The organism is Sphingobacterium sp. UBA2480 (genome assembly GCF_002341965.1).
GTDB classification, from domain to species: Bacteria; Bacteroidota; Bacteroidia; order Sphingobacteriales; family Sphingobacteriaceae; genus Sphingobacterium; species Sphingobacterium multivorum.
In genome coordinates this window covers 320,283-344,879 of the sequence record NZ_DDPA01000001.1, presented here as the reverse complement: position 1 = coordinate 344,879, position 24,597 = coordinate 320,283, and the positions used below count along the sequence as shown (strand labels likewise).

At 39.1% G+C, this 24,597-nt stretch carries 23 protein-coding genes and 1 tRNA gene; 13 read left to right on the top strand and 11 right to left on the bottom strand.

The annotated features are described in order from the left end of the window. Positions 1-95: 95 nt before the first annotated feature. The 3 genes from B3600_RS01590 to B3600_RS01580 all read left to right on the top strand — a co-directional run bounded on the left by B3600_RS01590 (position 96) and on the right by B3600_RS01580 (position 3,038). The gene (locus B3600_RS01590; RefSeq protein WP_201639210.1) at positions 96-659 is read left to right on the top strand and encodes a YqgE/AlgH family protein; all 564 of its coding nucleotides are present in this window, start codon (positions 96-98) and stop codon (positions 657-659) included. A 168-nt stretch (positions 660-827) separates the two neighbouring features. Continuing rightward, positions 828-2,717: a molecular chaperone HtpG gene (htpG, locus tag B3600_RS01585; protein WP_286751864.1), complete on the top strand. Its 1,890-nt coding sequence runs from the start codon at positions 828-830 to the stop codon at positions 2,715-2,717. A gap of 247 nt (positions 2,718-2,964) precedes the next feature. After that, a tRNA-His gene (locus B3600_RS01580) sits at positions 2,965-3,038 on the top strand. Positions 3,039-3,158: 120 nt separating this feature from the next. On the opposite strand, the gene B3600_RS01575 is transcribed toward B3600_RS01580, so the two are convergent. Beyond that, positions 3,159-4,316 (bottom strand): glycoside hydrolase family 130 protein, encoded by a 1,158-nt coding sequence (locus B3600_RS01575; protein ID WP_286751863.1) that lies wholly within the window; start codon positions 4,314-4,316, stop codon positions 3,159-3,161. Positions 4,317-4,618: 302 nt separating this feature from the next. Here B3600_RS01575 and B3600_RS01570 point away from each other — a divergent pair, with 302 nt between their 5' ends. The 3 genes from B3600_RS01570 to B3600_RS01560 all read left to right on the top strand — a co-directional run bounded on the left by B3600_RS01570 (position 4,619) and on the right by B3600_RS01560 (position 7,205). Continuing rightward, entirely contained in the window at positions 4,619-5,371 is a 753-nt protein-coding gene (locus B3600_RS01570; RefSeq protein WP_286751862.1) for a DeoR/GlpR family DNA-binding transcription regulator, read from the top strand. 11 nt (positions 5,372-5,382) lie between these two features. Beyond that, positions 5,383-6,114 carry a ribose 5-phosphate isomerase A gene (rpiA, locus tag B3600_RS01565; RefSeq protein ID WP_286751861.1) on the top strand — a complete coding sequence of 244 codons (732 nt, stop codon included), beginning with the start codon at positions 5,383-5,385 and terminating at the stop codon, positions 6,112-6,114. A gap of 62 nt (positions 6,115-6,176) precedes the next feature. After that, positions 6,177-7,205 carry a Gfo/Idh/MocA family protein gene (locus B3600_RS01560; RefSeq protein WP_286751860.1) on the top strand — a complete coding sequence of 343 codons (1,029 nt, stop codon included), beginning with the start codon at positions 6,177-6,179 and terminating at the stop codon, positions 7,203-7,205. A gap of 57 nt (positions 7,206-7,262) precedes the next feature. On the opposite strand, the gene B3600_RS01555 is transcribed toward B3600_RS01560, so the two are convergent. Next, positions 7,263-8,156, bottom strand: a complete 894-nt coding sequence (locus B3600_RS01555) for a cation diffusion facilitator family transporter (RefSeq protein WP_115048663.1) — start codon at positions 8,154-8,156, stop codon at positions 7,263-7,265. Positions 8,157-8,249: 93 nt separating this feature from the next. Then, positions 8,250-8,834, bottom strand: coding sequence for a TlpA family protein disulfide reductase (locus B3600_RS01550; RefSeq protein ID WP_286751859.1), 585 nt, complete (start codon positions 8,832-8,834; stop codon positions 8,250-8,252). Between the two features lie 264 nt (positions 8,835-9,098). Here B3600_RS01550 and B3600_RS01545 point away from each other — a divergent pair, with 264 nt between their 5' ends. Beyond that, positions 9,099-10,382 carry a retropepsin-like aspartic protease gene (locus B3600_RS01545; protein ID WP_286751858.1) on the top strand — a complete coding sequence of 428 codons (1,284 nt, stop codon included), beginning with the start codon at positions 9,099-9,101 and terminating at the stop codon, positions 10,380-10,382. A gap of 110 nt (positions 10,383-10,492) precedes the next feature. Here B3600_RS01545 and B3600_RS01540 read toward each other — a convergent pair whose 3' ends face one another. The 3 genes from B3600_RS01540 to B3600_RS01530 form a co-directional block, all read right to left on the bottom strand. Further along, positions 10,493-10,714, bottom strand: coding sequence for a cation transporter (locus B3600_RS01540; protein ID WP_286751857.1), 222 nt, complete (start codon positions 10,712-10,714; stop codon positions 10,493-10,495). A 142-nt stretch (positions 10,715-10,856) separates the two neighbouring features. After that, a complete protein-coding gene (locus B3600_RS01535; RefSeq protein ID WP_286751856.1) occupies positions 10,857-13,274 on the bottom strand; it encodes a heavy metal translocating P-type ATPase in 2,418 nt (805 codons plus the stop codon). Positions 13,275-13,420: 146 nt separating this feature from the next. Further along, positions 13,421-13,681: a hypothetical protein gene (locus tag B3600_RS01530; protein WP_139144941.1), complete on the bottom strand. Its 261-nt coding sequence runs from the start codon at positions 13,679-13,681 to the stop codon at positions 13,421-13,423. A gap of 455 nt (positions 13,682-14,136) precedes the next feature. On the opposite strand from B3600_RS01530, the gene B3600_RS01525 reads away from it, so the two are divergent. The 3 genes from B3600_RS01525 to B3600_RS01515 all read left to right on the top strand — a co-directional run bounded on the left by B3600_RS01525 (position 14,137) and on the right by B3600_RS01515 (position 17,879). Beyond that, entirely contained in the window at positions 14,137-14,280 is a 144-nt protein-coding gene (locus tag B3600_RS01525) for a hypothetical protein (RefSeq protein WP_159332940.1), read from the top strand. A gap of 86 nt (positions 14,281-14,366) precedes the next feature. After that, complete coding sequence (locus B3600_RS01520; RefSeq protein ID WP_070564280.1) at positions 14,367-14,735, top strand: hypothetical protein; 369 nt, start codon at positions 14,367-14,369, stop codon at positions 14,733-14,735. A 12-nt stretch (positions 14,736-14,747) separates the two neighbouring features. Further along, complete coding sequence (locus tag B3600_RS01515; RefSeq protein ID WP_286751855.1) at positions 14,748-17,879, top strand: lantibiotic dehydratase; 3,132 nt, start codon at positions 14,748-14,750, stop codon at positions 17,877-17,879. Here B3600_RS01515 and B3600_RS01510 read toward each other — a convergent pair. Both B3600_RS01510 and B3600_RS01505 read right to left on the bottom strand, forming a co-directional pair. Then, positions 17,835-18,539, bottom strand: coding sequence for a LytR/AlgR family response regulator transcription factor (locus B3600_RS01510; protein ID WP_286751854.1), 705 nt, complete (start codon positions 18,537-18,539; stop codon positions 17,835-17,837). The genes B3600_RS01515 and B3600_RS01510 overlap by 45 nt on opposite strands. Positions 18,540-18,567: 28 nt before the next feature. Continuing rightward, entirely contained in the window at positions 18,568-19,677 is a 1,110-nt protein-coding gene (locus B3600_RS01505; protein WP_286751853.1) for a sensor histidine kinase, read from the bottom strand. Positions 19,678-20,005: 328 nt separating this feature from the next. Between B3600_RS01505 and B3600_RS01500 the strand changes: the two genes are divergently transcribed. From B3600_RS01500 to B3600_RS01490, 3 genes are all read left to right on the top strand, one after another. Beyond that, entirely contained in the window at positions 20,006-20,458 is a 453-nt protein-coding gene (locus tag B3600_RS01500) for a DinB family protein (RefSeq protein ID WP_286751852.1), read from the top strand. A gap of 106 nt (positions 20,459-20,564) precedes the next feature. Further along, entirely contained in the window at positions 20,565-21,035 is a 471-nt protein-coding gene (locus B3600_RS01495) for an OsmC family protein (protein WP_286751851.1), read from the top strand. A 135-nt stretch (positions 21,036-21,170) separates the two neighbouring features. Beyond that, a complete protein-coding gene (locus B3600_RS01490; RefSeq protein ID WP_321167224.1) occupies positions 21,171-22,406 on the top strand; it encodes a TCR/Tet family MFS transporter in 1,236 nt (411 codons plus the stop codon). 76 nt (positions 22,407-22,482) lie between these two features. Here the strand turns inward: B3600_RS01490 and B3600_RS01485 are convergent, their stop codons facing one another. From B3600_RS01485 to ribB, 3 genes are all read right to left on the bottom strand, one after another. Next, on the bottom strand, positions 22,483-23,052 hold the full coding sequence (locus tag B3600_RS01485) for a Crp/Fnr family transcriptional regulator (RefSeq protein WP_070564302.1): 570 nt from the start codon (positions 23,050-23,052) through the stop codon (positions 22,483-22,485). Between the two features lie 70 nt (positions 23,053-23,122). After that, on the bottom strand, positions 23,123-23,881 hold the full coding sequence (locus B3600_RS01480; RefSeq protein ID WP_070564305.1) for a siderophore-interacting protein: 759 nt from the start codon (positions 23,879-23,881) through the stop codon (positions 23,123-23,125). Beyond that, positions 23,862-24,539 (bottom strand): 3,4-dihydroxy-2-butanone-4-phosphate synthase, encoded by a 678-nt coding sequence (ribB, locus tag B3600_RS01475; protein WP_286751850.1) that lies wholly within the window; start codon positions 24,537-24,539, stop codon positions 23,862-23,864. Before ribB ends, B3600_RS01480 begins: the two co-directional genes overlap by 20 nt. Positions 24,540-24,597 lie beyond the last annotated feature (58 nt).

The following is a 24,597-nucleotide window of genomic DNA, read 5'->3' as shown; positions in this document are numbered from 1 at the left end:
TTAGTAGAAATTGACAAAATCTCAATTTTGGCACAAATCTCGCATAGATTAAATAAAAAAGATTAAATTCAATAAATAATTAAAATTCGCGCTATATGTTTACCGAACTAAACCCACAAAAAGGAAGTCTATTGATTTCCGAGCCATTTATGTTAGACCCTAGATTCCTCAGATCCGTGATATTGTTATGTGAATACAATACAGAGGGTTCCCTCGGATTTGTCCTAAATAATCAAACCAATGTTCGCATAGGCCAATTATTGGAATCTATACCGAATTGCAATTTCCCCATCTACGTCGGTGGTCCTGTGGCTCAGGAAAGTCTTTTTTTTGTACATAGCCGTTTTGATTTACTGCTAAGTGGCGAGGAAGTGGCTCCTGGAATCTATTTTGGAGGCGATGAAGAAAAGCTTATTGAAGCCATACAAACCGATAGCATAAAACCTGACGAATTAAAATTCTTTATCGGATATTCTGGATGGTCTGCCGGTCAGTTGGACGGCGAAATCAAAGAAAATAGCTGGGCTGTACAAAACAAATACCACCATCAGCTCATTTTTGAAGGTAATGGCGAATTGCTATGGAAGGATGCCATCATTGGATTAGGTCCCAAATATGCACATGTCGCCAACTTCCCACAGAGCCCAGGTCTAAATTAGCGAAAGGGACTTACGCTATATGACAGTTTGCTTTACGAGTCCGTAAATCACCGAATGAGCCTATGACAAAATAGGCGGTTTTCTGCCATCATGTCCTGTAGGGACGATTTGGAACACTGATTGTATGTTTTAAACAAATCATAAAATTAAAATAGCGACATACAAATTATGAATCCAGAAAAAGGTAGTATTTCAATTCACACGGAGAATATATTTCCCGTAATCAAAAAGTTCTTATACTCTGATAATGAAATTTTCTTGCGTGAACTGGTATCTAATGCCGTTGATGCTTCTCAAAAAATCAAACGTCTGGCTTCTTTGGGTCAATACCAAGGGGAAACAGGAGAATTGATTGTAGACGTAAAATTTGATGAAGCGGCCAAGACCATCACTATTTCCGATAATGGTATTGGTATGACAGCCGATGAAATAAAAAAATACATCAACCAGATCGCTTTCTCAGGAGCAACAGAGTTCATGGAAAAATTCAAGGAGGCAAATGACGCAAATGAAATCATTGGTCGCTTTGGTTTAGGCTTCTATTCCGCATTTATGGTAGCCGATACCGTAGAAATCCAATCTTTATCCTATCAAGATGGCGCAGAACCGGCTCATTGGACTTGCGATGGTAGTACATCTTACGAAATTTCTACGGGCTCAAGAACCACACGTGGTACCGACGTCATCTTACATATTAATGAAGAATCAACAGAATTTTTAAGCCAGGCACGACTACAGGACATTTTAGATAAGTATGCTAAATTTCTTCCTGTTTCAATCCGTTTTGGCACCAAAACAAATTCTGAACAGGACGGTGAAGACGAAGAAGGAAAACCAAAATACAAATCTGTAGAGGTAGATAATATCATCAATAATACCAATCCAGCCTGGACAAAATCACCGTCTGAATTAAAAGACGAAGATTATCTAGCCTTCTACCGCGAACTCTATCCATATTCAATGGATGAACCTTTGTTTTGGATACACCTCAATGTTGATTACCCATTCAACCTGACAGGTATCCTCTACTTCCCTAAAGTTAAAAATGAACTGGAAATCCAGCGTAATAAAATTAAACTCTATTCTCGACAAGTGTTTATCACCGACGAGGTGAAAGATATTGTTCCTGAATTCTTGATGTTACTTCATGGGGTAATTGATTCACCGGACATTCCGTTAAACGTATCCCGTTCATTTTTACAGGCAGACAGTAACGTAAAAAAAATCAACAGTTATATCACCAAAAAGGTGGCTGACAAATTGAACGAAATATTTAAGACCGACCGTAAGGGATTTGAAGAGAAATGGACGGATATCGGTTTATTTATCAAATACGGTATGCTTAGCGATGAGAAATTTGCTGAAAAAGCAAATGACTTCTGTTTAGTAAAAAACACAGGTAACCAAAGCTTCACCATTAAAGAGTATTACGAAAAGGTCAAAGATATCCAGGTAGATAAAGATGGTAACATTATCTACTTATATACACATGACGCCGCTCAACAAGATGGCTTTATCCAAACGGCATTAAACAAAGGTTATGATGTTTTGATGCTTGATGGGCCATTGGATACACACTTTGCAGCTTATTTAGAGCAAAAGGGCGGCGATAAGGTACAGCTGAAACGTGTAGATGCTGACGTTATCGATAAGTTGATCCAAAAAGATGAAAAGGTTGAATTGGCCCTTTCAGAAGAAGAATCCAAAAAAGCGCTGGAGGTTTTCGAAAAAGCAATTTCGCGCCAAGATATGAAAGTTGAAGTTGACGCGTTAAATGAAAGTGACCTGCCTGTATCGGTAACAATTGATGAATTTATGCGTCGAATGAAAGATATGGCCAAGACAGGTGGTGGCATGAATTTTTATGGTTCATTGCCCGATAATTATAAGGTAACAGTCAATGGGAACCATCCGCTGATCAAAAGAATTTTATCGTCATCAGACGAAGAAGGTTCAAAACTGGCAAAACAAGCTTTTGATTTAGCACTCTTATCCAGAGGTTTATTGTCTGGAGCAGATCTGACATCTTTTGTGAAGAGAAGTGTAGAAATGATTTAAGGGTATTCCTTCTAATAAAAAAGGCGGTCTCTTTAATAGTAACCGCCTTTTTTATTAAAAATTGGACACAAATGACAAATTTGGAGCAGCCAAATGCATGGCATTATCGAAATGCAACCCTTTAGATGTTTTTTATTAAAATTTAATAAACTAATCTTCACCCAGTTGGCTTTAAACGCTGTTTTTTTTCAGTCAAATATTTGGAGGGAATAGGGTTTAATCGTACTTTTGTATCATCAAAATCACGGTAGGTATAGCTCAGTTGGTTAGAGCACTAGATTGTGGTTCTAGGGGTCGTCGGTTCGAGCCCGATTACTTACCCAAAAAGGCAGATCAAATGATCTGCCTTTTTTAATTTGATAAGTTCTCAGCCAACTAAACAAATGCTCCTTGACCAGCTACCCATCATCCGAACAAGCTTCAAAGGCAACTTCTTCCCTTTTACAGTTCAGGCACAGGATCCATAAGCCCTGGATGGCGCGGATCATAAATAGCCACAGCAACTTTAGAGTCCGCACAACCATAATATAAAAACCATTTTTGTTTAAAAAAGACCAATCCTTCGATAAAAACCGTTCCATCTATATATTGTCCACTTTTTTCGAAAGATTCCATGGGGCGTAAAAACGGAACATCCATTCGAGCCAATACGCTTGTCGGATCTCGTGGACTAAACAAAACCTGTCCAGCGGAATAGGTATTTTTATTAAAACGCACATCCCCTTTCTCAGCATGATTCTTACCATTGTATAGCAATACAATTCCTTTATCAGTCAAAACTGCTGGAGGACCGCACTCTGTCAATGAACTATCAAAGTAACCATCCCTTGGCGAAATGAAGGCTTTCAGTGTACCTCTATTATCTGTTACGGGTTCCCAGTCAATCAAATTATCGGATGTGGCGCCATAGACACCATGTTCTCCCCAGTACAACCAATATTTCCCATTGATTTTAGCTATAACCTGTTTGTTACCTTTCAATGTAGTCACAATAGAAGCCGATTTATGCGGTTCATTGACTAGAGTGCGCCTATTTCTCGAGTTCTTAAAAATAGGACCGTATTTAGTCCAGTGTTTCAGATCAGTGGATATTGCTACACCAAGCCGCGGTACCTTTCGGTTCCATTGGGTATAAAATAGCACAAAACGCCCATCCTCAGTCTGTGCTATCCGAGGATCTTCTGTCCCGCCAGGCCACTCGTTATCCTGCTGCTCATCAGGCCCCGGATAGAATATCGGCGTTTTCAGTCGTTCAAAATGAATACCGTCAGCACTAGCTGCTAACCCCAATCGGGAGGTCCGGTGGCCAATAGCTTTTCCTGTCCGATCTTCTGCACGATAAATGACATAGATACTATCTCCCCTTACTACTGCAGCAGGATTAAAAGTGTCGTTGTCCTCCCATCGAATTTCTTTCTTCAGCATTGGATCATAAAATACGGAACTCGTATCGGGCTCAATAATTGGATTGACACCTTTGGGCCGTTCAAAGCCTCCTAATACCCATTGTTCTTTTTTAAGCTTTCCAGCAGGCTGCACGCTGCAGCCGCATAAAAAGACGAACAGAATAGAGCCTGCAATTTTTACGATAATATTCATATTTTAATTGATTTCTATGGTTTTACATGTAGTAGCAAACAACAGCCTGTAAAAGTGAAAATTATAAATTGGTTACCACTGAAGAGCGATCGAAACTATTATTGATCATTCACAAATATAATGCTAATAGAAAAAAGTACCGCAAAAACAAGTTCAACAAAATTGAATTGGGACCAAAACTAAAAAACACAAATAAACAATTCAACGATAAATAACTCGAAATATTGCAATATATCGCAATACTACAACGATTATAATGACAAATATTGCAACATATAGCACAAAAACACTACATTTATAGCATGATATCCAAAGAAGAACGTCACGATTTTATATTAGTTAAAATCAAAAAGGAAAGGAAATTAGTAATGACAGAGTTAGCGGCCGAACTTGGTGTCTCTGAGCATACCGTCCGACGTGATCTTAAAGAACTATCTGACGCTGGCTTGCTCCGCGCTATTCGAGGGGGAGCCACTTTACGGTCAAACTTACCATTCGATATATACGACCGAAATAACCTTGATGTTATGGAGAAACAAGCCATAGCAGAAAAATCGATCACACTATTGAAAGATCATCAAGTCGTCTTTTTTGACGGTGGCACAACAACACAGGCAATTGCTGGCAACATTCCAGATAGCCTAAACCTTACTGTGGTCACACATAGTCTCCCGATAGCCAATATACTTGCAAACCTCCCAAACATCAGCTTGATTTTCGCGGGTGGCGCTTTCTGCAAATCATCTCTTACGATGCAGGGACAGCAAACTATTTCTAACTTTGAAGAAATATATGCGGATGTCAGCTTCATAGGTGTATGTAGCCTGGACCCCTATCGTGGACTTACGGCAAGAACTCGCGAAGAAACAGCTATCAAAAGAGTACTATGTAAAAATTCAATGAACATTGTTGCTGCCACAACGAGCAATAAGCTCGATACCCTGGCATCTTTTCTAACATGCCGCGCATCTGATATCAGTTATTTAATTACAGAAAAGGATCCTTCTGATCGCATTTTGCAGCCTTATGTCGAACAAGGTATTACAATTTTATAAGTTTACCATTTATGAACAATCTCAAACAGGAAGCCGCCAATGCTGCTCTTCAACTTTTAGAACCTGATCAATTCATTGGACTAGGTGTTGGATCAACAATAGCTTATTTCATTGAATTAATTGCCAGTAGGGTCAGTTTTAAATCCAGCCTGAAATTTACATCGCCTTCTTTGGAAACCAAAATACTGCTCCAAGAAAATGGTCTTATTTGTATTGATAACAGTACCATAGCAACACTGGATTATTATTTTGACAGCTGTGATCAGGTGGACATTCATTTAAATGCGTTCAAAAGTGGCGGCGGCGTACATACAGGTGAAAAGATTATGGCGAATATGGCAAAGCAATTTATTCTCTTGGTCGATGGCGCAAAGATGGTCGATAAACTGACCACAAAATATCCGCTATGTGTTGAAATTATTCCCGACGCCTGGCTATCGGTACTTAAAGAACTAAAATCAAGCTATTCTTCAGCGATATCAAATATTGTATTACGAAAATCTGAACAAAAATCGGGGCCTCTACTATCTGAGAGAGGTAATTTCCTGGCAGACATTTATTTTTCTAAACTGCCTGATATTTTTGATTTGAATAAACAAATCAAACTCATTACAGGCGTTGTAGAACATTCACTTTTTTATCAACTGTGTTCGGTATGTCTTCGAGCAACAGAAGATGGCGTAACACATCACTTTGCAAACCGCATTGTAGAATCGAACACGGACAAAAAAAGCACGCAATAGCATTAAATTTTATATTGAAGTCCAACAAGTAGCAAAACTGCGCTAAAATATTTTAAATCAACATGAAACACACTCAAATTAACACAGGAATACTAAGTTTTGGCATGTCAGGACGTGTTTTTCACGCGCCATTTATACATACCAATCCACATTTCAATCTCAGCGCTGTTGTAGAACGGTCGAAAAAAAACGCACATGAATTTTATCCGGCAATAAAAAGCTACGATAATATAACTGAATTACTAGCGGATGAAAGCATCGAACTGGTCATTGTGAACACACCAAACTATACCCATTTCCAATATGCAAAAGAAGCCCTAGAGGCAGGAAAACACGTTTTGATAGAAAAACCTGCCGTTGATGATTCTACACAATTCGATACGCTTCTTGCCATCAGCAAAAAACAAGGAAAAGACTTATTTTTCTATCAAAACAGACGATATGATAGTCACTTTTTAGACATTAAAAAAGTGATCGAAAGTGGAGAATTAGGAAAGCTGATTGAAGTGCATTTCAGATTTGATCGCTATAAAATGGAATTGGGACAAAAATACTTTAAGGAAGATACGCAGTATATTTCCAATGGTATCACTTATGACCTAGGTCCGCACCTTATTGATCAGGCAATCTCACTTTTTGGAAAACCGGTTAAATTTACCAAGACAACATCCATCAACAGACCCGATTCTAAAGTTGCAGATTATTTTCACTATCATCTTTATTATCCAGCTGGACTGAACGTGTATTTAACAGGCAGTTTACTTGTCGCCTCTCCGCAGCCCGCCTTTGTCTTACATGGTACAAAAGGGAGTTTTATCAAGAATATGACGGATGTGCAAGAACAGCAATTGCTAGATGGTATGCTGCCCGACGATCCATCTTATGGCCTTGAGCCAGCCGGCCTCGAGGGAAAACTTGTTACGATAGACGTATCAAATCAAAAACATGAGTCTTTAGTAACGCCACATACAGGAGATTACAATCAGCTGTTTGAAGCCATTTATGAAAGCTTAAGAAATAATATCGATTACCCTATTAAAGCGGATCAGATTAAATGGCAGATTCAATTGCTTGAAGCTGAAAACACCTAAGTTTTTAAACAATCAAATGGCAGCACGGTTCAAGAAAAATAATAGGTGCTGCCATTTTTAATTTGATTCCCAAAGGCATTCGTTCGGTTCAATATGGATCATCACATGACCAAGATCAGGAATATGCGCAACCAAGTGGTCTTTGAGTTTATGCGCCAGCTCATGCCCTTCTCTTACCGTAATTTCACTATCGACAATAGCGTGCAGATCGACGTGATATTTAGCCCCCGATTTGCGGACAAAACATTTTTCCGTGGCTTTTATCCCATCTACTTTTAATGCTTCTTGCCGGATATTGTCAATGACCTCATCGTATACATTTTCATCCATGATCTCGCCAAGCGCCGGTCTGAAAATATGGTAACAGTTATAAAGTATAAATCCAGCGGCAAATAATGCCGCGTAGTCATCCGCATTTTCATATCCCTTTCCGAGCAACAATGCAATAGATATCCCAATGAAAGCTGCAACTGACGTTATCGCATCGCTTCGATGATGCCAAGCGTCTGCACGAAGGGAAGAACTATTAGTTTCTTTACTTTTCTTCATAACGATCCTATAAGAAATCTCTTTCCACACAATGATCCCACCCAGAACAAATAAGGTCCAAGGCTTTGGCAGGTCATGTGGCGTTCCTATATTCTCAATACTTTCATAAGCGATTATGGTTGCAGAAACAATAAGAAAACCAACGACAATAAATGTAATGAGTGGTTCTACCCGACCATGGCCATAAGGGTGATTGTCGTCGGCAGGTCGTTGCGCATATTTTAAACCGAGGAGCACTAGAAATGAAGAGAAAATATCTGCCGTTGACTCAATTGCATCCGCTATCAGCGCATAAGAGTTTCCAAAGAAACCAGCTAACCATTTTAATAATGCCAGTGATGCATTACCTACAATACTAAAATAAGTCGTTCTGACTGCAGTCTGCTCTTGAAGTTCGGACATAGCTATAAATTAACTTGACACCGCGAAAATACTGTTTTTCTTTTCAAATTCTATTCTCCAGCTATAGAAAATAGTGATCACAACCTTCGAGCTTTAGCTACCACTCGCGATATCCTCCAATGCTTTTTTTATCTCAGGGGCCCCATAGTCACGGCTTCCTTCCAGACGCTCTACGATCTTACCCGCTTTATCCAAGATAACCGTTGTTGGTATGGACTGTCCTAAGAATTCTGCAGGAATTTCACCCGCTGCTATGTAAAGTGGTAGATCATACTTGTTTTCGGCCATGAATGCTGAAGACTTTTCTATGTCGCCATCAACATCTACCATGAGAAAAACGATATCTTTATTATCTTTAAGCGATTGCCTAAGCTGGTCAATAGAAGGTAGTTCATGAATACATGGGGGACACCAGGTCGCCCAGAAATTAATAAACACGACCTTACCTTTTAAAGCACTTAATTGAAGAACCTTACCCTCTTTATCCTTAAAAGATAACTCCTGCGTTGTGGTTGCAGTGTCAGCAAAAGCTTCAGCAGGTCCCTCTACCTTTTCGGCCTTGGCCTCATTTTTAGTGCCTGTGTTTCCACAGCCAAAAAATAAACTGGTCGATAAAGCCGCAAGACCAAAAAAAATAATTCCTTTATTATACCTAATATTCATCGTCTTCTGTTTCATTAAATTATGCTATTTACAAATATATTACTGTCCACCAATCGCGGAGACCTCGTCTATCCAATCCTTCTGGGAGAAATTTCTCAAAACATTAGCTAATTTAACCTTAATTATTCAAGACCACAAGTATTACACACAACTCCACAACATAAACCATTGATCAATAACAAAATAAGCAACAATAAAATTAAAAAATTAACAAGAACTTTTCCGACATTTAAGAGCGTGAACATATCGTTGACCAAAAGACAATTAATTGAATACACCATGAATCTCCCAGCAAATCATTTCAAAAAAAGCGTATCAATATGTTTCCTGTTATTCATCACCATCCAGCTTAATTTCGGACAATCCTCCTCAACTAAATTCAACAGGCTATATCAGCTAATAGCATCAAAAGATTTCTTCACTGCCCGCGACCTGTTTAGGGTAAATAAACCTTTCTTAAACGCCAATGAGCAAGTTTTTATTTTGGCAATACTCGATAACGCCTTTAACAAACCCATCGCTTCAAACAAAAAAATAGCACTATTGAGCGCAGCAACAGAAGAATTACCCGACACACTGCGACTAAAATTACGGCGTGTTCAGGAAGATAATTTTGTCAAACTGAAAGATTACGCGGGGGCAAAACAGACAACCCAGAAAATCTTACTCGACTTCGATCCTTTGCTGTCAACAGATACAAGAGCGGATCTCAGAAACAATCTAAAAATCTGGTCAGCACTTGAACATGTGCGGCCACAGCTTATAGAAATCAACGCCGATACCCGTCTTAAAATGACGAAAGATAAAGCCGGGTTGAAGAATCTAACACTAACAGTCAACGGCGATACGGCAAGTTTTATATTTGATACCGGAGCAAACCTATCGACAGTCACAGAGTCCGTGGCCAAACGTCTTCATATGGATCTTATCCGTGCAGATATTGATGTAGACGCCATTACCGGTGTTTCTATCAAAGCCGATTTGGCCGTTTGTAAACAATTAAAACTTGGTAGCATCAACATTTCAAACGCAATATTCCTGGTTTTCCCAGACAGCGCACTTTGTATCCCGCAAATTGGCTATCAGATCAATGGTATAATAGGCTTCCCTGTTATTGAAGCACTGCAAGAAGTACAGCTTACACAGGACGATTTTTTCATTGTACCCAAGAGACCTACAGTTTCATGGAAAGCATCGAATCTTGCAATAGATGGGTTATCACCGCTTATTGCCATTGATGGAAAGCACTATACTTTTGATACAGGAGCTGAAAAAACAATCCTTTATGCACCATTTTACGAAACCTACAAACAACATATCGAAAAACAGAATATACCGACCAAGGTCGCCATGGGAGGCGCAGGTGGTCAAGTTGAATATGACGGATTTGTTATACAACATACATTCCATATTAGCGATAAACCGATCGCTCTTAAAAATATAAGCCTATTAAAATCGAAGATTAAGAATGAAACCGTGTATGGAAATATAGGACAAGATATTATTCGCCAATTTTCTATAATGATACTAAATTTTAAAGATATGTTTATCCAATTTAATTAACAGAAAGCTAAGCTCGGTTTAGTCTCATCACAATACCCCATAAAAAACCCCTAAAGGTTGGAGAAAACTTTTAGGGTGTTTTTATGGGGTTCTATAGATTTATTGAACAATTAGGCGGAGCAGGCCGTGGCATTAAAGCCCTTCTTTTTGATAATTTCAATGATTTCTTCCTCCGAAACGCCTTCAGCTTTTACAGTCAGAATTTTGTCTGCATTTGTGGTGTCAACATTCCATTCATAGATACCGTCTACACTATCCAGATCAGCGCTTACTTTGGACACGCATCCCCCACAAATAAGGTTTGTTTTAAATTGAAATTCTTTGCTTTCCATGTTATTTAATTTTAATGTTATTAATCTATTTAATTATCTATACAAATATCCCTTTAATTCGATGGGTTGTACTTACAGTTTTTCTATTTTGTTTTGCAATATTTACCGTTTAAGATGAGGTCTAGACCTCAACCATAGTTAGCTATTTTTTCCAGCGAAGTCGCAAGCTATTACTGACAACACTTACACTACTCAATGCCATTGCAGCTCCAGCTATCATCGGGTTTAAAAGGAAACCATTGAATGGATACAGAATACCTGCAGCGAGGGGAATCCCAATTAAATTATAAATAAACGCCCAGAACAAATTTTGTTTAATCGTCGCGACCGTTTGTTTCGAAAGTCGAATGGCCTGCGGTATCTTCGTCAAATCAGATGAAATAATTGTCATTTTTGCTACATCCATTGCAATATCACTTCCCTTCCCCATTGCAATACTGACATCGGCCGTTGCTAAGGCTGTACTGTCATTAATACCGTCCCCAACCATAGCGACCACCTGCCCTCTTTGCTGCAATTCTTTAACAAAATCAGCTTTGTGCTCTGGCAATACTTCCGCTTTGTAATGCTGAAGACCTGTTTCCGCGGCAATGGCCCTAGCCGTAGCCTCGTTGTCACCAGTCAGCATATATAGCTCAATGCCCATGGCCTGCATCTCCTTGATAGCACGCACAGAAGTTTCCTTAATCCGGTCCGCAATGGCTATTACCGCTAACGCAGTATGACTGTTGGCAAACCAGATCACTGTTTTGGATTGATTTTCCCACTGGGTGCCATGTTCCATCAAATCCGTCGGAATTGTAATCCCATTCTCATCCAACAACCTGCGATTACCTACAGAGTACGTTTCGATTCCATCACTGCCTTTAACACCTTTCCCAGTAATACTTTCGATAAAGGATACTGGAGTAGCTTTTACATCTTTAAAATACCCGACTACAGCTTCTGCCAATGGATGCTCTGACTGTTTCTCCAGGCTCAACAAGATACCTTTCAAACTATCCTCATCATTTTTCCAATAAAGGTCAGTGACCACAGGCTTTCCTTCCGTAATGGTGCCGGTTTTATCCAAAACAACTGTATTTACCTTTTTGGCCAGCTCCAGACTTTCCGCATCTTTAATTAAAATACCCTGCTCAGCTCCCTTACCCACTCCAACCATGATTGCTGTGGGAGTTGCTAAACCTAGTGCGCAAGGACAAGCAATAACCAAAACCGTTACTGCCGCCATTAAACCCTGTACCAGATGGTTTTCTCCACCTAAAGTAAACCACAGTAGAAAAGTTAAAATAGCAATACCAATGACAATAGGAACGAATACAGCAGCAATTCGATCGACCAGTTTTTGCACAGGGGCCTTGCTTCCTTGTGCATCCTGTACCATTTTAATGATTTGGGCAAGCATTGTTTCCCGGCCAACTTTTGTAGCTTTGAACTGAAAACTGCCCTTCTGGTTGATCGTCCCTGCAAATACCTGCTCATTGCCCATTTTTAAAACAGGGACCGGCTCTCCGCTTAACATACTTTCGTCAACATAGGAATTTCCGCTGATAACAACCCCATCAACGGCGATCTTCTCCCCTGGTTTCACCAGAATAATATCGCCAGTATTAACGGCTTCTATAGCGACCTGACGCTCTGTTCCATCCGATTGAATGACCATCACCGTCTTAGGCTGCAGGCCCATTAGCTTTTTAATGGCGGATGAGGTGTTACCTTTAGCCTTCTCTTCCAGTAGTTTACCCAATAAAATAAAAGCAATGACGACTGAGGCGGCCTCAAAATACACATGTGCATGCAAGCCACGCTGATGCCAAAATTCAGCAAAGAGCATATTAAACACACTAAAGATGTAGGCTATTCCTGTGCTTAACGCAACAAGCGTATCCATATTGGCCGAACGATGTTTTGCCTGTTTCCACGCGTTGACAAAAAAGTCCTTGCCCAGCCAAAGAACTACTGGCGTGGAAAACAGCCACATAATAGGATTTGCGTACGGCATATCCATAAAGAACATACCTATCACGACCACGGGAAGCGAAAGTATTACTGCCCATCGAGTTTTGATTTTAAGCTTACGGGATTTCTCGGCGTGAATAGCCTCCAACGTTTCCTGCTGAGTAGATTCATCTTCGATTAATAAATCATAGCCACCAGCCTGAACCGCTTTCTGGATTTTTAAATGATCCGTAATATTAGGCAAATACTCCACCGTAAGGTTTCCTGTTGCAAAATTTACAGACGCATTGACAACCCCCTGTTCATATTTCGCCATACTTTCAGCGCTACTGGCACAAGAGGCACAAGTCATCCCAAGAACTGGAAAAGTTTTGGTTAATGTAGAAACACCATAACCAAGATCTTTGATCGTTTTTACACTGCTAACGACGGCTTCACTATCCTTCGGTACGATAGCAGCTCTGTGGTTATTCAATTCCACCCGATAGCTCGCTAGGCCTTTAACCTGGGCTAGTCCTTTTTCGACAATTGATGCACAATGTTCGCTTTCAACATCTTCTAAAGGTAGATAAACCGTATCCTTATAAATATCTGTCGCCATAACTTATTGTTTAATTTTACACAACAAATTTGGCCACAAATAAGATTAAAGTCATTACACAATTAAGGAATTGATTTGTAAAATTTACTCGATAATAAAATACGAAAGGTCAAGCTCAATGGAAAAATCATATGGAGAACTCTTCTTTAGCTTTCAATTTTCTCAACAAAACCATAGATAATGTAATCACCCCGTTCTTCGAGTTTAATCTTTTCCATTCCACTCCAGCCGGATGCACTGGTATCTTCATCGATAAAATTTTGAATTCTGTCAAATGCGACACCGATCTTTGTTTTCCCATCTCCATAGATTTGATATCTCGCAGAGGTCTGCCAGCTTACTTTTTTTCTAAATAACCGTAAACCTTCTCTTTTCAAAAAACCATACATTTCATTAGATAAATTCATATTCTCATTTGTTTTACGCGCCCACACTACTCACCTATTTTTTTGGTAGATGCTTTTTTGGTTTAAGGAATTACCTCAAGCCCTCTCGTTGGTTTATCTATTTAAGCTACATGGATTTAATGGCTAAAGAAATGGTTTTTTGATGCTAAAATAGACGAATCTAAGATAACGAACCAGATGGAATACTACAATGAAGCTACTGCTGTTTCATCGTACTCAAATGCTATTTCGTCGAATTTTCCAGAAACACACAATAGAACTTCTTTCAATGTCCATGATGATCTGGCAGGCTCTGCAAACAAAGTCTACTACATCGCGAACATAAATAGCAACAGACACTATTTTTTTCGTCGAATAGATTCTTTAGTTCGTCTGATTCATTTTCAATTCTGTCGATATTTTTCGTTGTTCTTTTCCATAGCGAGCACATTTGTTTACAATTTAAACGTATAACTATGGAAAACATTGAAAATTTTTTAGCAGAGGATTTTGTACTGGATGTACAAACTGTCTGCGCGGTAGAACCGATCTCATTTTTTGATTTTGATGATATGGAACTGGTAACTATTAAGACAGTTACATCTTCAAAAGTAATATAAAAGAGGATAACGCTGTGAAGGCGTTCTGGTAGGCGCCTTTACAGCAATCGTCTTTATTGCCTAATAAATAAAAAAGAATCGAGTATATGACTTCACCCAAGCTTAAATGTATTCTCATTGAGGATGAACCACTGGCGACAAAAAAAATAGTTGAATACATTCACATGTTTCCAGATCTTCAATTGATTAAGATGGTTGAAGACATTGAAAATCCAGCATTATTTAGCCATGATCTAAAATCTGCAGACATCCTATTCCTCGATCTCATTGTTAGCGGCGGTAATATTAATACACTAGCCGAATTGATCGCTGATATTCCAATCCTGATCATCACCTCCGCCGTGTCACGTTGGCAATATCCAGAATTTATCAAAAACAGGAAGCATTTTGCGCTGCAAAAACCAATTTCGCCCCAGATGTTTCAGTCTTGTATAAAACAAGTCATGCAATACTAGTCCAACTAATTCATGTCATTATTCCACTTATCCGATTATTTTCTTCTGCGCACTCCGCTACTTCCAGCTGCATCTGCCGTTGATCTTTTAACGATAACTGAGCGACATGAAATAGAAGAGAAACTTCGTCATTTGTTTCAAATTGAGCAATTAAAAGAAGCCTTATTTCTGGCAAGCCCGGCCTTCTCGGCGGAAGTTCAAAAATGGCTTGGATACAAGAAAGAAAGCAGCTCAAAAATGATCGCTTCACTACTCAAATATGCGATTAGGATGAGCACCAGAAGTACGCCTTTCGGTTTATTCGCAGGGGTATCTTTTGGGAACATTGCCGTCTCCGAAAAAAAGGTATCGTTAATCAGGTCAAATGCAAATCAAGCTGTTTTAAAACTGGATACCACCATTTTGACAAAAATTATTGGACAGATATCAAAAGACAAAAGAATTTACAGTCAACTCTATTATCGTCTCAATCCCACCTTATACTTAGATGGTAAATATTACAAATATTATCAAAAAGTGACAAATGGGAAGAAAGGACAGCATATCCTGAAACGTATAAGGCTTACTCCAGTTTTGGATCGAGTCATCCAATACTTTGAACACAATAAGAAAACTAGTCATTATCAATCATTAATCGATCTGCTGCAAGGTCTTGGAGCATCGATAACGCATGCGGCCCTATTCGTCAATAACCTCATCAGCCTTGGAATCATATCCTCTGAATTACAGCCCAATGTCATTGGCCGAGGTTATCTGGACAGCCTGATAACGACGCTTGAAAGAGTGGATAAGGAGGGAAATTATTTAAATCCTTTATTAACGATAAGAAAATGGCTTCATAGTTCTCAATCTGTCATTGAGATCCGAACCGCCATCCTTAAATTATTGCAGCCTTTGGCTCCAGACCTCGATATGACCAATTCGTTACAGGGGGACCTTCTCATAGGGATGGACGAAAACAATTTATCAGATACCGCATTAGATCACATAAGAGATCAATTTCAGGATTTACTACCACTTTGCAGCCAGGCTAAGTTAACAGATTTTGATCGGTTTAGAGCTGCGTTCTCTGTTAAATATGAAGATAGAATGGTTCCGCTAACGACAGCTCTAGACCCCGATATTGGGATTGGTTACGGACGTCAAGAAGGTGTTTACAATATAACGGATGAAATACTCGGGGAAGTTAACAACATCACCCCGGCGGGCGAAAAAAAATATGGCGACCACCATTATCAAGATCTGGTCATTGAAAAATTTGTAGAAAGTGTAAAAAATCAATTCACCGAAATTCAGCTGACCAGCAAAGATCTAGATCATATCGCTAAACAACGTAAACAAACTGTCAATACGATCCCTTCTTCATGCTATGCCATCGGCAATCTCCTTAGAAGTTCATGTCAGGAAAACTTATTCTTCAATCTGGTTACCATTGGTGGTTCGTCATCAGGAAACTTAATTTCCAGATTTGCACATCTGGATGAAAAATTGAATAACAAGTTGAAGGAATCTGCCGACACAGAGCAACAGCAGTTTCCAAATGCGATACTTGCCGAGATTTGTCATTACCCAGACAATAATGCTGGAAATATCATTTATAGACCTGCGCTGCGAAAAGCATCAATTTGTCTAAGCCCGACAATCGATAAAGAACAAGAGCAAATTGATGTTAATGACTTATACCTGTTCATCAAAGACCAGCGCCTAATCTTGTGGTCCAGGAAATTCAATAAAATGGTTATACCTCGTTTAACTACCGCCCACAATTTTGAACAGGGTATGAATATATATAAGTTTCTCGCAGATTTTCAGTTCCAAAATAATAGGTTGGATCTTTCCTGGAATTGGGGGATTATGAAGGAGCAGCCGAGACTCCCAAGAATAAGCTACAAAAATATTATCTTGTCTAGAGCACAATGGCGAATTCAAAAAATAGCGAAATACCCCAGTACCCCTCAGGCTTTCATAAAAAATATACAAGCGGAGCTAGCAATTCCTGCAATGGTCATCATCAGCAGTGGCGATAATGAATTGTTGATAAATTTAGACAATCCTTTTTGCATAGAAATCGTATTGGATCATATGTGCAAAAGAGAGATCATATTAACCGAATATATCCTGAATGACTATTCATCAGTAGCCTGCGATAAAGATGGACATATTTTTGCCAACGAAATCATTATTCCAATAGAATCACAGCAGGAGACTTTCACAAATGAATCAGCCCCTCAAGAAAGTAACCTAAAAAGATGCTTCCCCTTGGGCAGTGAATGGCTTTACGCCAAGATCTATTGTGGTTTACATGTTGCAGACACCTTGTTAAAGGAAATTTTCCCCCTAATCGTAGCGACACTTAATCAACAAGATGTCCTAAAAAAATGGTTTTTTATACGCTACAACGATCCGTCGCCCCACATTCGATTTAGAGTTGAGCTTTCAGATCCAAGCCAGTATTATTTCGTTATATCCACGCTTAATACCCTATTGGAACAGTTTATTAAAGATGGACAGATATCAACGCTATCCTTTGACACTTATACACGGGAGATTGAACGATATACACCATTTTGTATGGAACTTAGTGAGGAGCTATTCTATCAACAGAGCGAAACGGTACTGAAGGTTATCCAACAAAGTACTTCAATCAATGATCGATGGCGCCTGGCTTTCGAAAATATTGAGTCGCTCTTAGAAGCTGCAAAATTTACACTGATCGAGAAAAGAGATTTCTGCCTACAGATGAATACCCTTTATCAGCAAGAATTTGATAATAATAAAAACCTTTGGATTCATCTCAACAATAAGTTTAAAGAGAAAAAAGACTGGTTCGAAAAACCTTTAGACAACCCTGAAGAATCGAAAAAGAAACTAAATGCACTTCAATACAGCATATTTAACACCTTACGGAGTCATACCGATCAAGATGAATTCAAGTCAGCCCGAACATCGTTACTATCAAGCTACATTCATATGTTCATTAACCGATTGTTCATGTCCGATCAACGCTTACATGAACTTGCTGTTTACCATTTTATGGTTGGCTATTATAAAATGCAAATTGGGAAACAGAAAAAACGTATAACCTATGAACCCGATAAATTATATAAGTCCCATCTTCGCGAAGAGCTGATTACGATATTGTAAACCAATACCGAGTTCTGTCCCATTTTTCAGAATGACTTTACTTGCCTCAACACCCTTGATCTGTTTGATATTGACAATATAGGATCGATGCATACGAGCAAACATATCCCAAGGCAGTTCTGCTTCCATATCTTTCATGGTCGACAGCAAAGTCTGCATACCTTCTAACGTATAAATTTGAATGTAATCCCCCCAGGCTTTTAGATAGAAAATATCTGCAGGATCTATAAAAATAGTTTTGTTCCGATCCTTTATCTTAATCGCTTTTCTTTCACTCTGTGCCCCTCTTCGAGAAAACAAGATTGCCTTTTGAACTTTTTCAATTGCCTTGATCAATCGCTCTTCCGTCAGGAGTGGCTTTAAGATATAATCGATTACTTCCAATTCAAACCCATCAACAGCATACTCATAATGCCCAGTTATAAAAACAACAAATGGTGGATGAGCAAGTCCTTTGAGAAAGGTAATTCCATCCATTTCAGGCATATCTATATCTGACAAAATGAGATCTACCTCCTGCTGCCTTAAAACGTCAATTGCTTGCAATGGGTTTTCAAATACACCCAATATTTCGATCAGGCCTAATTTGGAAACTAATTTCTCCAGGCGACCTCTCGCAATAGGCTCATCTTCAATAAGGATAGTTTTAATTCTATTCATAAGTACTTCGCAACCCGCTGCTTTGGTGCTACGGTTCTGTTTCCGAATGTAAAGTTACAACAAGATTAACACTAAATACACCCTCATGCGACTTTATTTCCAAATTATGATGATGAGGATAATGAAGTTCCAGTCGCTTTTTTACATTTTCTATCCCTAATCCGCCGATATAATTTTCTGGTTTTGAAAGTTCCCTATATGCATTAGCCACGTGCATATACACCTTGTCATCCTTCACCTTAATGTCTATGGATATCCATCCCGCCGAAGAACTTAGCCGAGGTCCGTGTTTGAATGCATTTTCTACAAACGGAAAAAAGATCAAAGGAACCATCATGCAGCTTTCGTCTTCAGCCGCCAAATTTAGATTGATCTGCACGGTCTCGCTATAGCGTAACTTTTCCAATTCAACATAATCCTTTAGCAATTGAAATTCGCGACTAATTTCTATCCTGGGTTGATTACTTTCATGCAGTAAATACACCATCATACTGCTTAAACGCATCATACTTTCGCCGCCTCTTTCATCATGATCGGATACCAGCACATAGATGCTATAAAGTGTGTTAAGTAAAAAATGTGGATTAATCTGGTATTTTAGAAAAGCAAGTTCCAACTGGACATTGTTCAACTCAAGTGCTGAATTTTTCAATTCGAGTTTCATTTTTGAATTTCGGACAGACATAAACGCCTGTACAATTTTTACGGTCAAAGGCAGGGCCACCAGAAAAATAAAATCCAACAAATAATCGCTAATGGAAGAAAGGCGAAAAGCACCGAAGATTCCTTGACTTAGTATTATTTCAAGATAGCTTGACAGGCGAACATCTGGTGTTAGATATTTCAATGTTAATAGGGCTGCAAAATAACTTAGAAACGACCACCAGGCATAAATAAACAATAACCACAATATACACAACACAAACTTTCCTGGAATAAACCAGCGCGGAATGATGACATACGCTGTTACATAAAATATGGTCAACAAAGAAAATACGTCCTTTACAAACAAAATCCAGGAATTATCAATATCTATCCGCTGATAGGAAATGAATTGCATTCCCAAAACCAAAAACCAAAAACACAAATGAAGAATAATACGTTTTCCCGTATTGTAATTTTGGAAAAACCTGTTCATAGATAGCATACTTTTCGATAATATCAGTCTAATATAATGATATCCTTTAGTCTGTGGTAGTCTGACTTGCTATGCGAGAACGCAAAAAGACATTTCTGCGACAAAAAACAACAACCTATAACGCTAACAATCTGAATATATCTCAATTAAGATCTGAACAAACCAAAAAATAGAATTACGTAGAAAAGAATAAAATTGTAACAAATATATTGCTTTAAATTTTCAACCATAAATTGTCCATAAAATGAACGATTGATGGGGTTGGCAAAAAATTTATTGCGATCTACCGTATATTTAATTTTATAGAACCCACATAAACAACAATTAGATGTCAACTACTTTTATGCAGCTTTGGTTATATAATAACTGGGCCAATACAGCACTCCTGGATAAATTGAAAAGTGAAGGCGAAAATGTACCTCATTCTTGCATACGGCTCTTTAGCCATATTGTCAATGCTCAGATTATTTGGTTAAGTCGATTAACTGGTGAAAAACCACCTGTTGGTGTTTGGGATGAGCACAGTATCATCGATTGCCAAAGGTATCACGATTTAGCTTCTGAAGGATTTAGGCAGCAAATTCGGCGCAGAAATGATACGGAGGATGAAATTGTCAATTATACAAACACACAGCATCAGGCTTTTCATAACATGGCCAACGACATTCTGTTACACGTCTTTAATCATGGCACCTATCACAGGGCGCAAATAGCAAGCGAAATGCGAAAAAATGGCATTGAACCTGTCAACACAGATTATATCACTTTTGTTCGCACATAACAGTACTGTCATCAGACGCCGCCGTGGTCTGATGACAAACGAAGTAGTTGCAGTTGGCGGACTAGACGTTCTATAATATCGGAGAATACCTTAAATTTGAAACAAAATGAGTTACAAACATATCTTTAAAGCGTCCTTGGCTTGGAATCATCCTGAACAGCCTAGTGCTGTAGGTTCAAAAATTTATACAAAAAGCCATCACATCGCGATCGAGGGGAAAGCTGACCTGCAAGTTTCCGCAGCAAAAGCATTCAAGGGTGACCCTGCATTGTACAATCCGGAAGATTTGCTGCTGAGCAGCCTGATTTCTTGCCACATGATGTCCTATTTATACGTCTGCTCGAAAAATAGCATCGAGATTTTATCCTATAAGGACAATGCTATCGCTACCCTGGAAACGGATGGAGATGGAAGTGGTCGTTTTACAGAAGTTATATTACACCCCGAGGTTCTCATCACAGATGAATCCCAGATAGAACTTGCTTTATCCTTACATACCCAAGCAAATAAACTGTGTTTTATTGCGAATTCATGTAATTTCACGGTGCTGCACCATCCCAAATGTCAAGCGATTTAACCAGAAATGGGCACGCTATCGAAAGAAAAAAGCTCCCTCTTTTCGATTTGTTAACGCTATCGAAAATGCGACACTCACCACAAATTAGTAATTAAATAACAAACAAGTTTTTAAGGATTTCATTACTTTTGAATCATGATGGAAAATTCCAAGAAAAAAGCAGCAATCGGATTCATATTTATTACACTACTAATCGATATTACGGGTTGGGGAATCATTATTCCTGTCGTCCCTAAACTTATCGAGGAATTGATTCATAGCGATGTCAGTGAAGCGGCAAAATATGGCGGTTGGCTCGGCTTTGCCTATGCTTTCACGCAATTCATCTGTTCTCCCGTCGTTGGTAACCTCAGCGATAAATATGGCAGAAGGCCAATTATATTGATCTCACTTTTTGGCTTTGCGGTAGACTACATCTTTCTTGCCCTCGCACCAACTATAGGTTGGCTATTCTTAGGACGCGTTATCGCCGGATTGACAGGTGCTAGTTTTACAACGGCAAGTGCTTATATCGCCGATATATCTACGGATGAAGATCGGGCAAAGAACTTTGGCTTGATAGGCGCTGCATTTGGTCTAGGTTTTATCATCGGCCCAGTTATTGGCGGTCTGCTCGGTCACTATGGTGCCAGGGTTCCCTTTTATGCGGCCGCAGGACTGTGTATGCTAAACTTTCTATATGGCTATTTTATCTTACCTGAGAGCTTAGATAAAGAAAAACGTAGAGCTTTTGAATGGAAACGCGCAAATCCAATTGGATCCTTTAAGTTTCTTGGAAAACATCCAGAAATATCCGGATTAATCGTTGCCTTAATTTTAATATATATCGCAGGCCACGCAGTTCAAAGTAACTGGAACTTCTTCACCATGTATAAATTCGACTGGACAGAAAGAATGGTGGGTATCTCATTAGGTGTTATTGGATTATTGATTGGATTGGTTCAGGGCGTTTTAATTCGATGGACAACGCCCAAACTTGGTGAACAAAAAAGCATTTTCTATGGATTGACCCTGTATGCTATTGGACTACTGTTATTCTCGTTTGCAAGCGAAGGATGGATGATGTTCGTCTTCCTTATCCCCTATTGCTTGGGTGGTATTTGTGGACCAGCTCTTCAGTCTGTTATTACAAAAAATGTTCCTTCAAACGAACAGGGTGAACTTCAAGGTGCACTAACAAGCTTAATGAGTGCAACATCGATTATTGGTCCACCAATGATGACAAACCTATTTTATTATTTCACCCATGACAAAGCACCATTTAAATTTTCTGGCGCGCCGTTTTTCTTAGCATTTATCCTGATGACGATTAGTGTGATCATTGTCTATAATGCTTCTCGCAAAAAGAGAAATCAGCAAATAAATCTTTAAACCTGATTGATCAGTCTGCACTATTTTCATCTATCTTCCTCTAAAACTCAACTGGCCTANNTAGGCCAGTTGAGTTTTAGAGCTTTGACTTTAAACGGCTCAATGTCTCCTGTGAAATATTCAGATAGGAAGCAACTATTCTATTGGATAGCCTTCTGACAACCATTGGATTTTCATCCAACAATAAACGATATTTTTCAAGGGCATCTTGCATTAAAAATGACATCAGACGCTTTGTATTTGTTACATAGGCAATTTCCAAATAGAGACGGTAGAACTTCTCCCACTGTGGAATGAGGTCCAACAAATGATAAAAATCCTTATGACTTATATAGTAGATTTCAGTAGGTTCCAAAGCCTGAATGAATTCTTCGGACTCTTCTCCTGTAATAAAACTGACTAATGCGGTTGCAAACTGATTCTCAAAGGCAAAGTAGCGTGTTGCTTCTTGTCCAGACTCATTAATAAAAAAAATACGTAAACACCCCTTGGTCACGAAAAATGAGCGTTGGCTTATTTCACCATTGGCCAACAAAAACTCATTTTTCTTTAGCTTTAAAGGCTTAAAATATGAGCGTATTAGATGTAATTCATCTTCTGTTACCGTAATTTTACTCGTGATATAGGATATCAATAGCTCATCCATTTTAATTGCTGTTCTAAATTAATTTCCAGCAAAACTAATAAAATTGGATTAACAGTAACTAATTCAAGAACTAGATCGGCTCATTTAAATTCATAAGTTCACTTTCTGCATGCCCCACTCTCCAGTATGCGCAGGCATATAGGTCTTGTGAAGTTCTCCCTTTTTCCTCCCGAAAGTAATGACGTAATTCTTTCACAATGGCATACTCCGCAGCAATAAAGATATAACTCGTTTGATCATCCGCCCTAAAGTCGGCTTTCTTAACATATTCAGCGAGATTACTCCCTTGTTCTGGTGTCTGATTATAACACCATTGTATGAGTGCACTGCAGGCTGAGGACAATACAAGCTCGTCTTCTTTTGCCGGAATCTCAATAATTACTTTTGCTCTAGCCGTCGCTGGAAGCTCTTCTAATATTGCAGCAATAACCGGTAAAGCTGTTGTGTCTCCAACCAGCAGGTAACAGTCTACCTGGGGAACCAATTTTCTTTTGCTCTCCTTCATGCCAATTTCCAATTGATCGCCCTTTTCCGCCTTGATTGCCCAAGCAGATGCAGGACCGCTATCACCATGAACAACAAAATCGATATGCAATTCTCTGTTAGAAAGATCTATTTTACGATTGGTGTAAGTTCTGACGACTACTTCTTGCGCATTGTGCTGCAACGGAACGAAAAGCTTGTTATTTGAACCCGAACTGACTTCGGCCAATAACCCGAGCTGCTCATCGGTTAAATCAAATATTACCCGGATAAGATGTGGTGTAAGGTACTCTTTTCGGCCAACGCGGAATAACGATCTTATTTTTTTAGTGTTTGTCTGATTCATATACTGTTTTTCGATGATTACTATTTAGCTTTCTATAGGTAACAATATCCTCAATAGATAATACGGTAAGATTATGTTTCAGTCCGAATGCTGAGACCTCATTCAAACGCGCCATTGTCCCATCCTCATTCATCAATTCACATAAGACAGCCATCGGTTCTAAACCCGCCATAAGCATCAAATCGATACTGCCTTCTGTATGACCATCGCGACCCAATACTCCGTTCGCGTGCGCCCGCAAGGGAAAGATATGACCTGGGCGAACAAGGTCCCCCGGTTTGGCATCCTGCGCACAGGCCGCTCTTATTGTGGCAATTCGATCGGAAGCCGAGAGCCCCGTAGTTGCCCCTATCTTTGCATCGATAGATACTGTAAATGGCGTTTGGTAAGGACTTGAATTAGCTGACACCATATAAGGTAAGTCTAATTCATTCGCTTTCTCATGGGTGAGACAAAGACAGACAACACCACTACAATACCGGATCATTTGTACCATATCCGGTATGCTCATGTTTTGGGCAGAGAAAATAAGATCCCCCTCATTCTCTCGATCTTCATTATCAATAAGAAGAACCCCTTTACCGGCCTGTAAATCCTTTAATGCCTTTTCTACTCTTGCTATGGGATCATCCCCAAACATTGTTAACAAATTTTTCATATCATTCTATATTATCCTGCCTCTTTCCGAATAACTGAGGCTGGCTTATTTGATGACA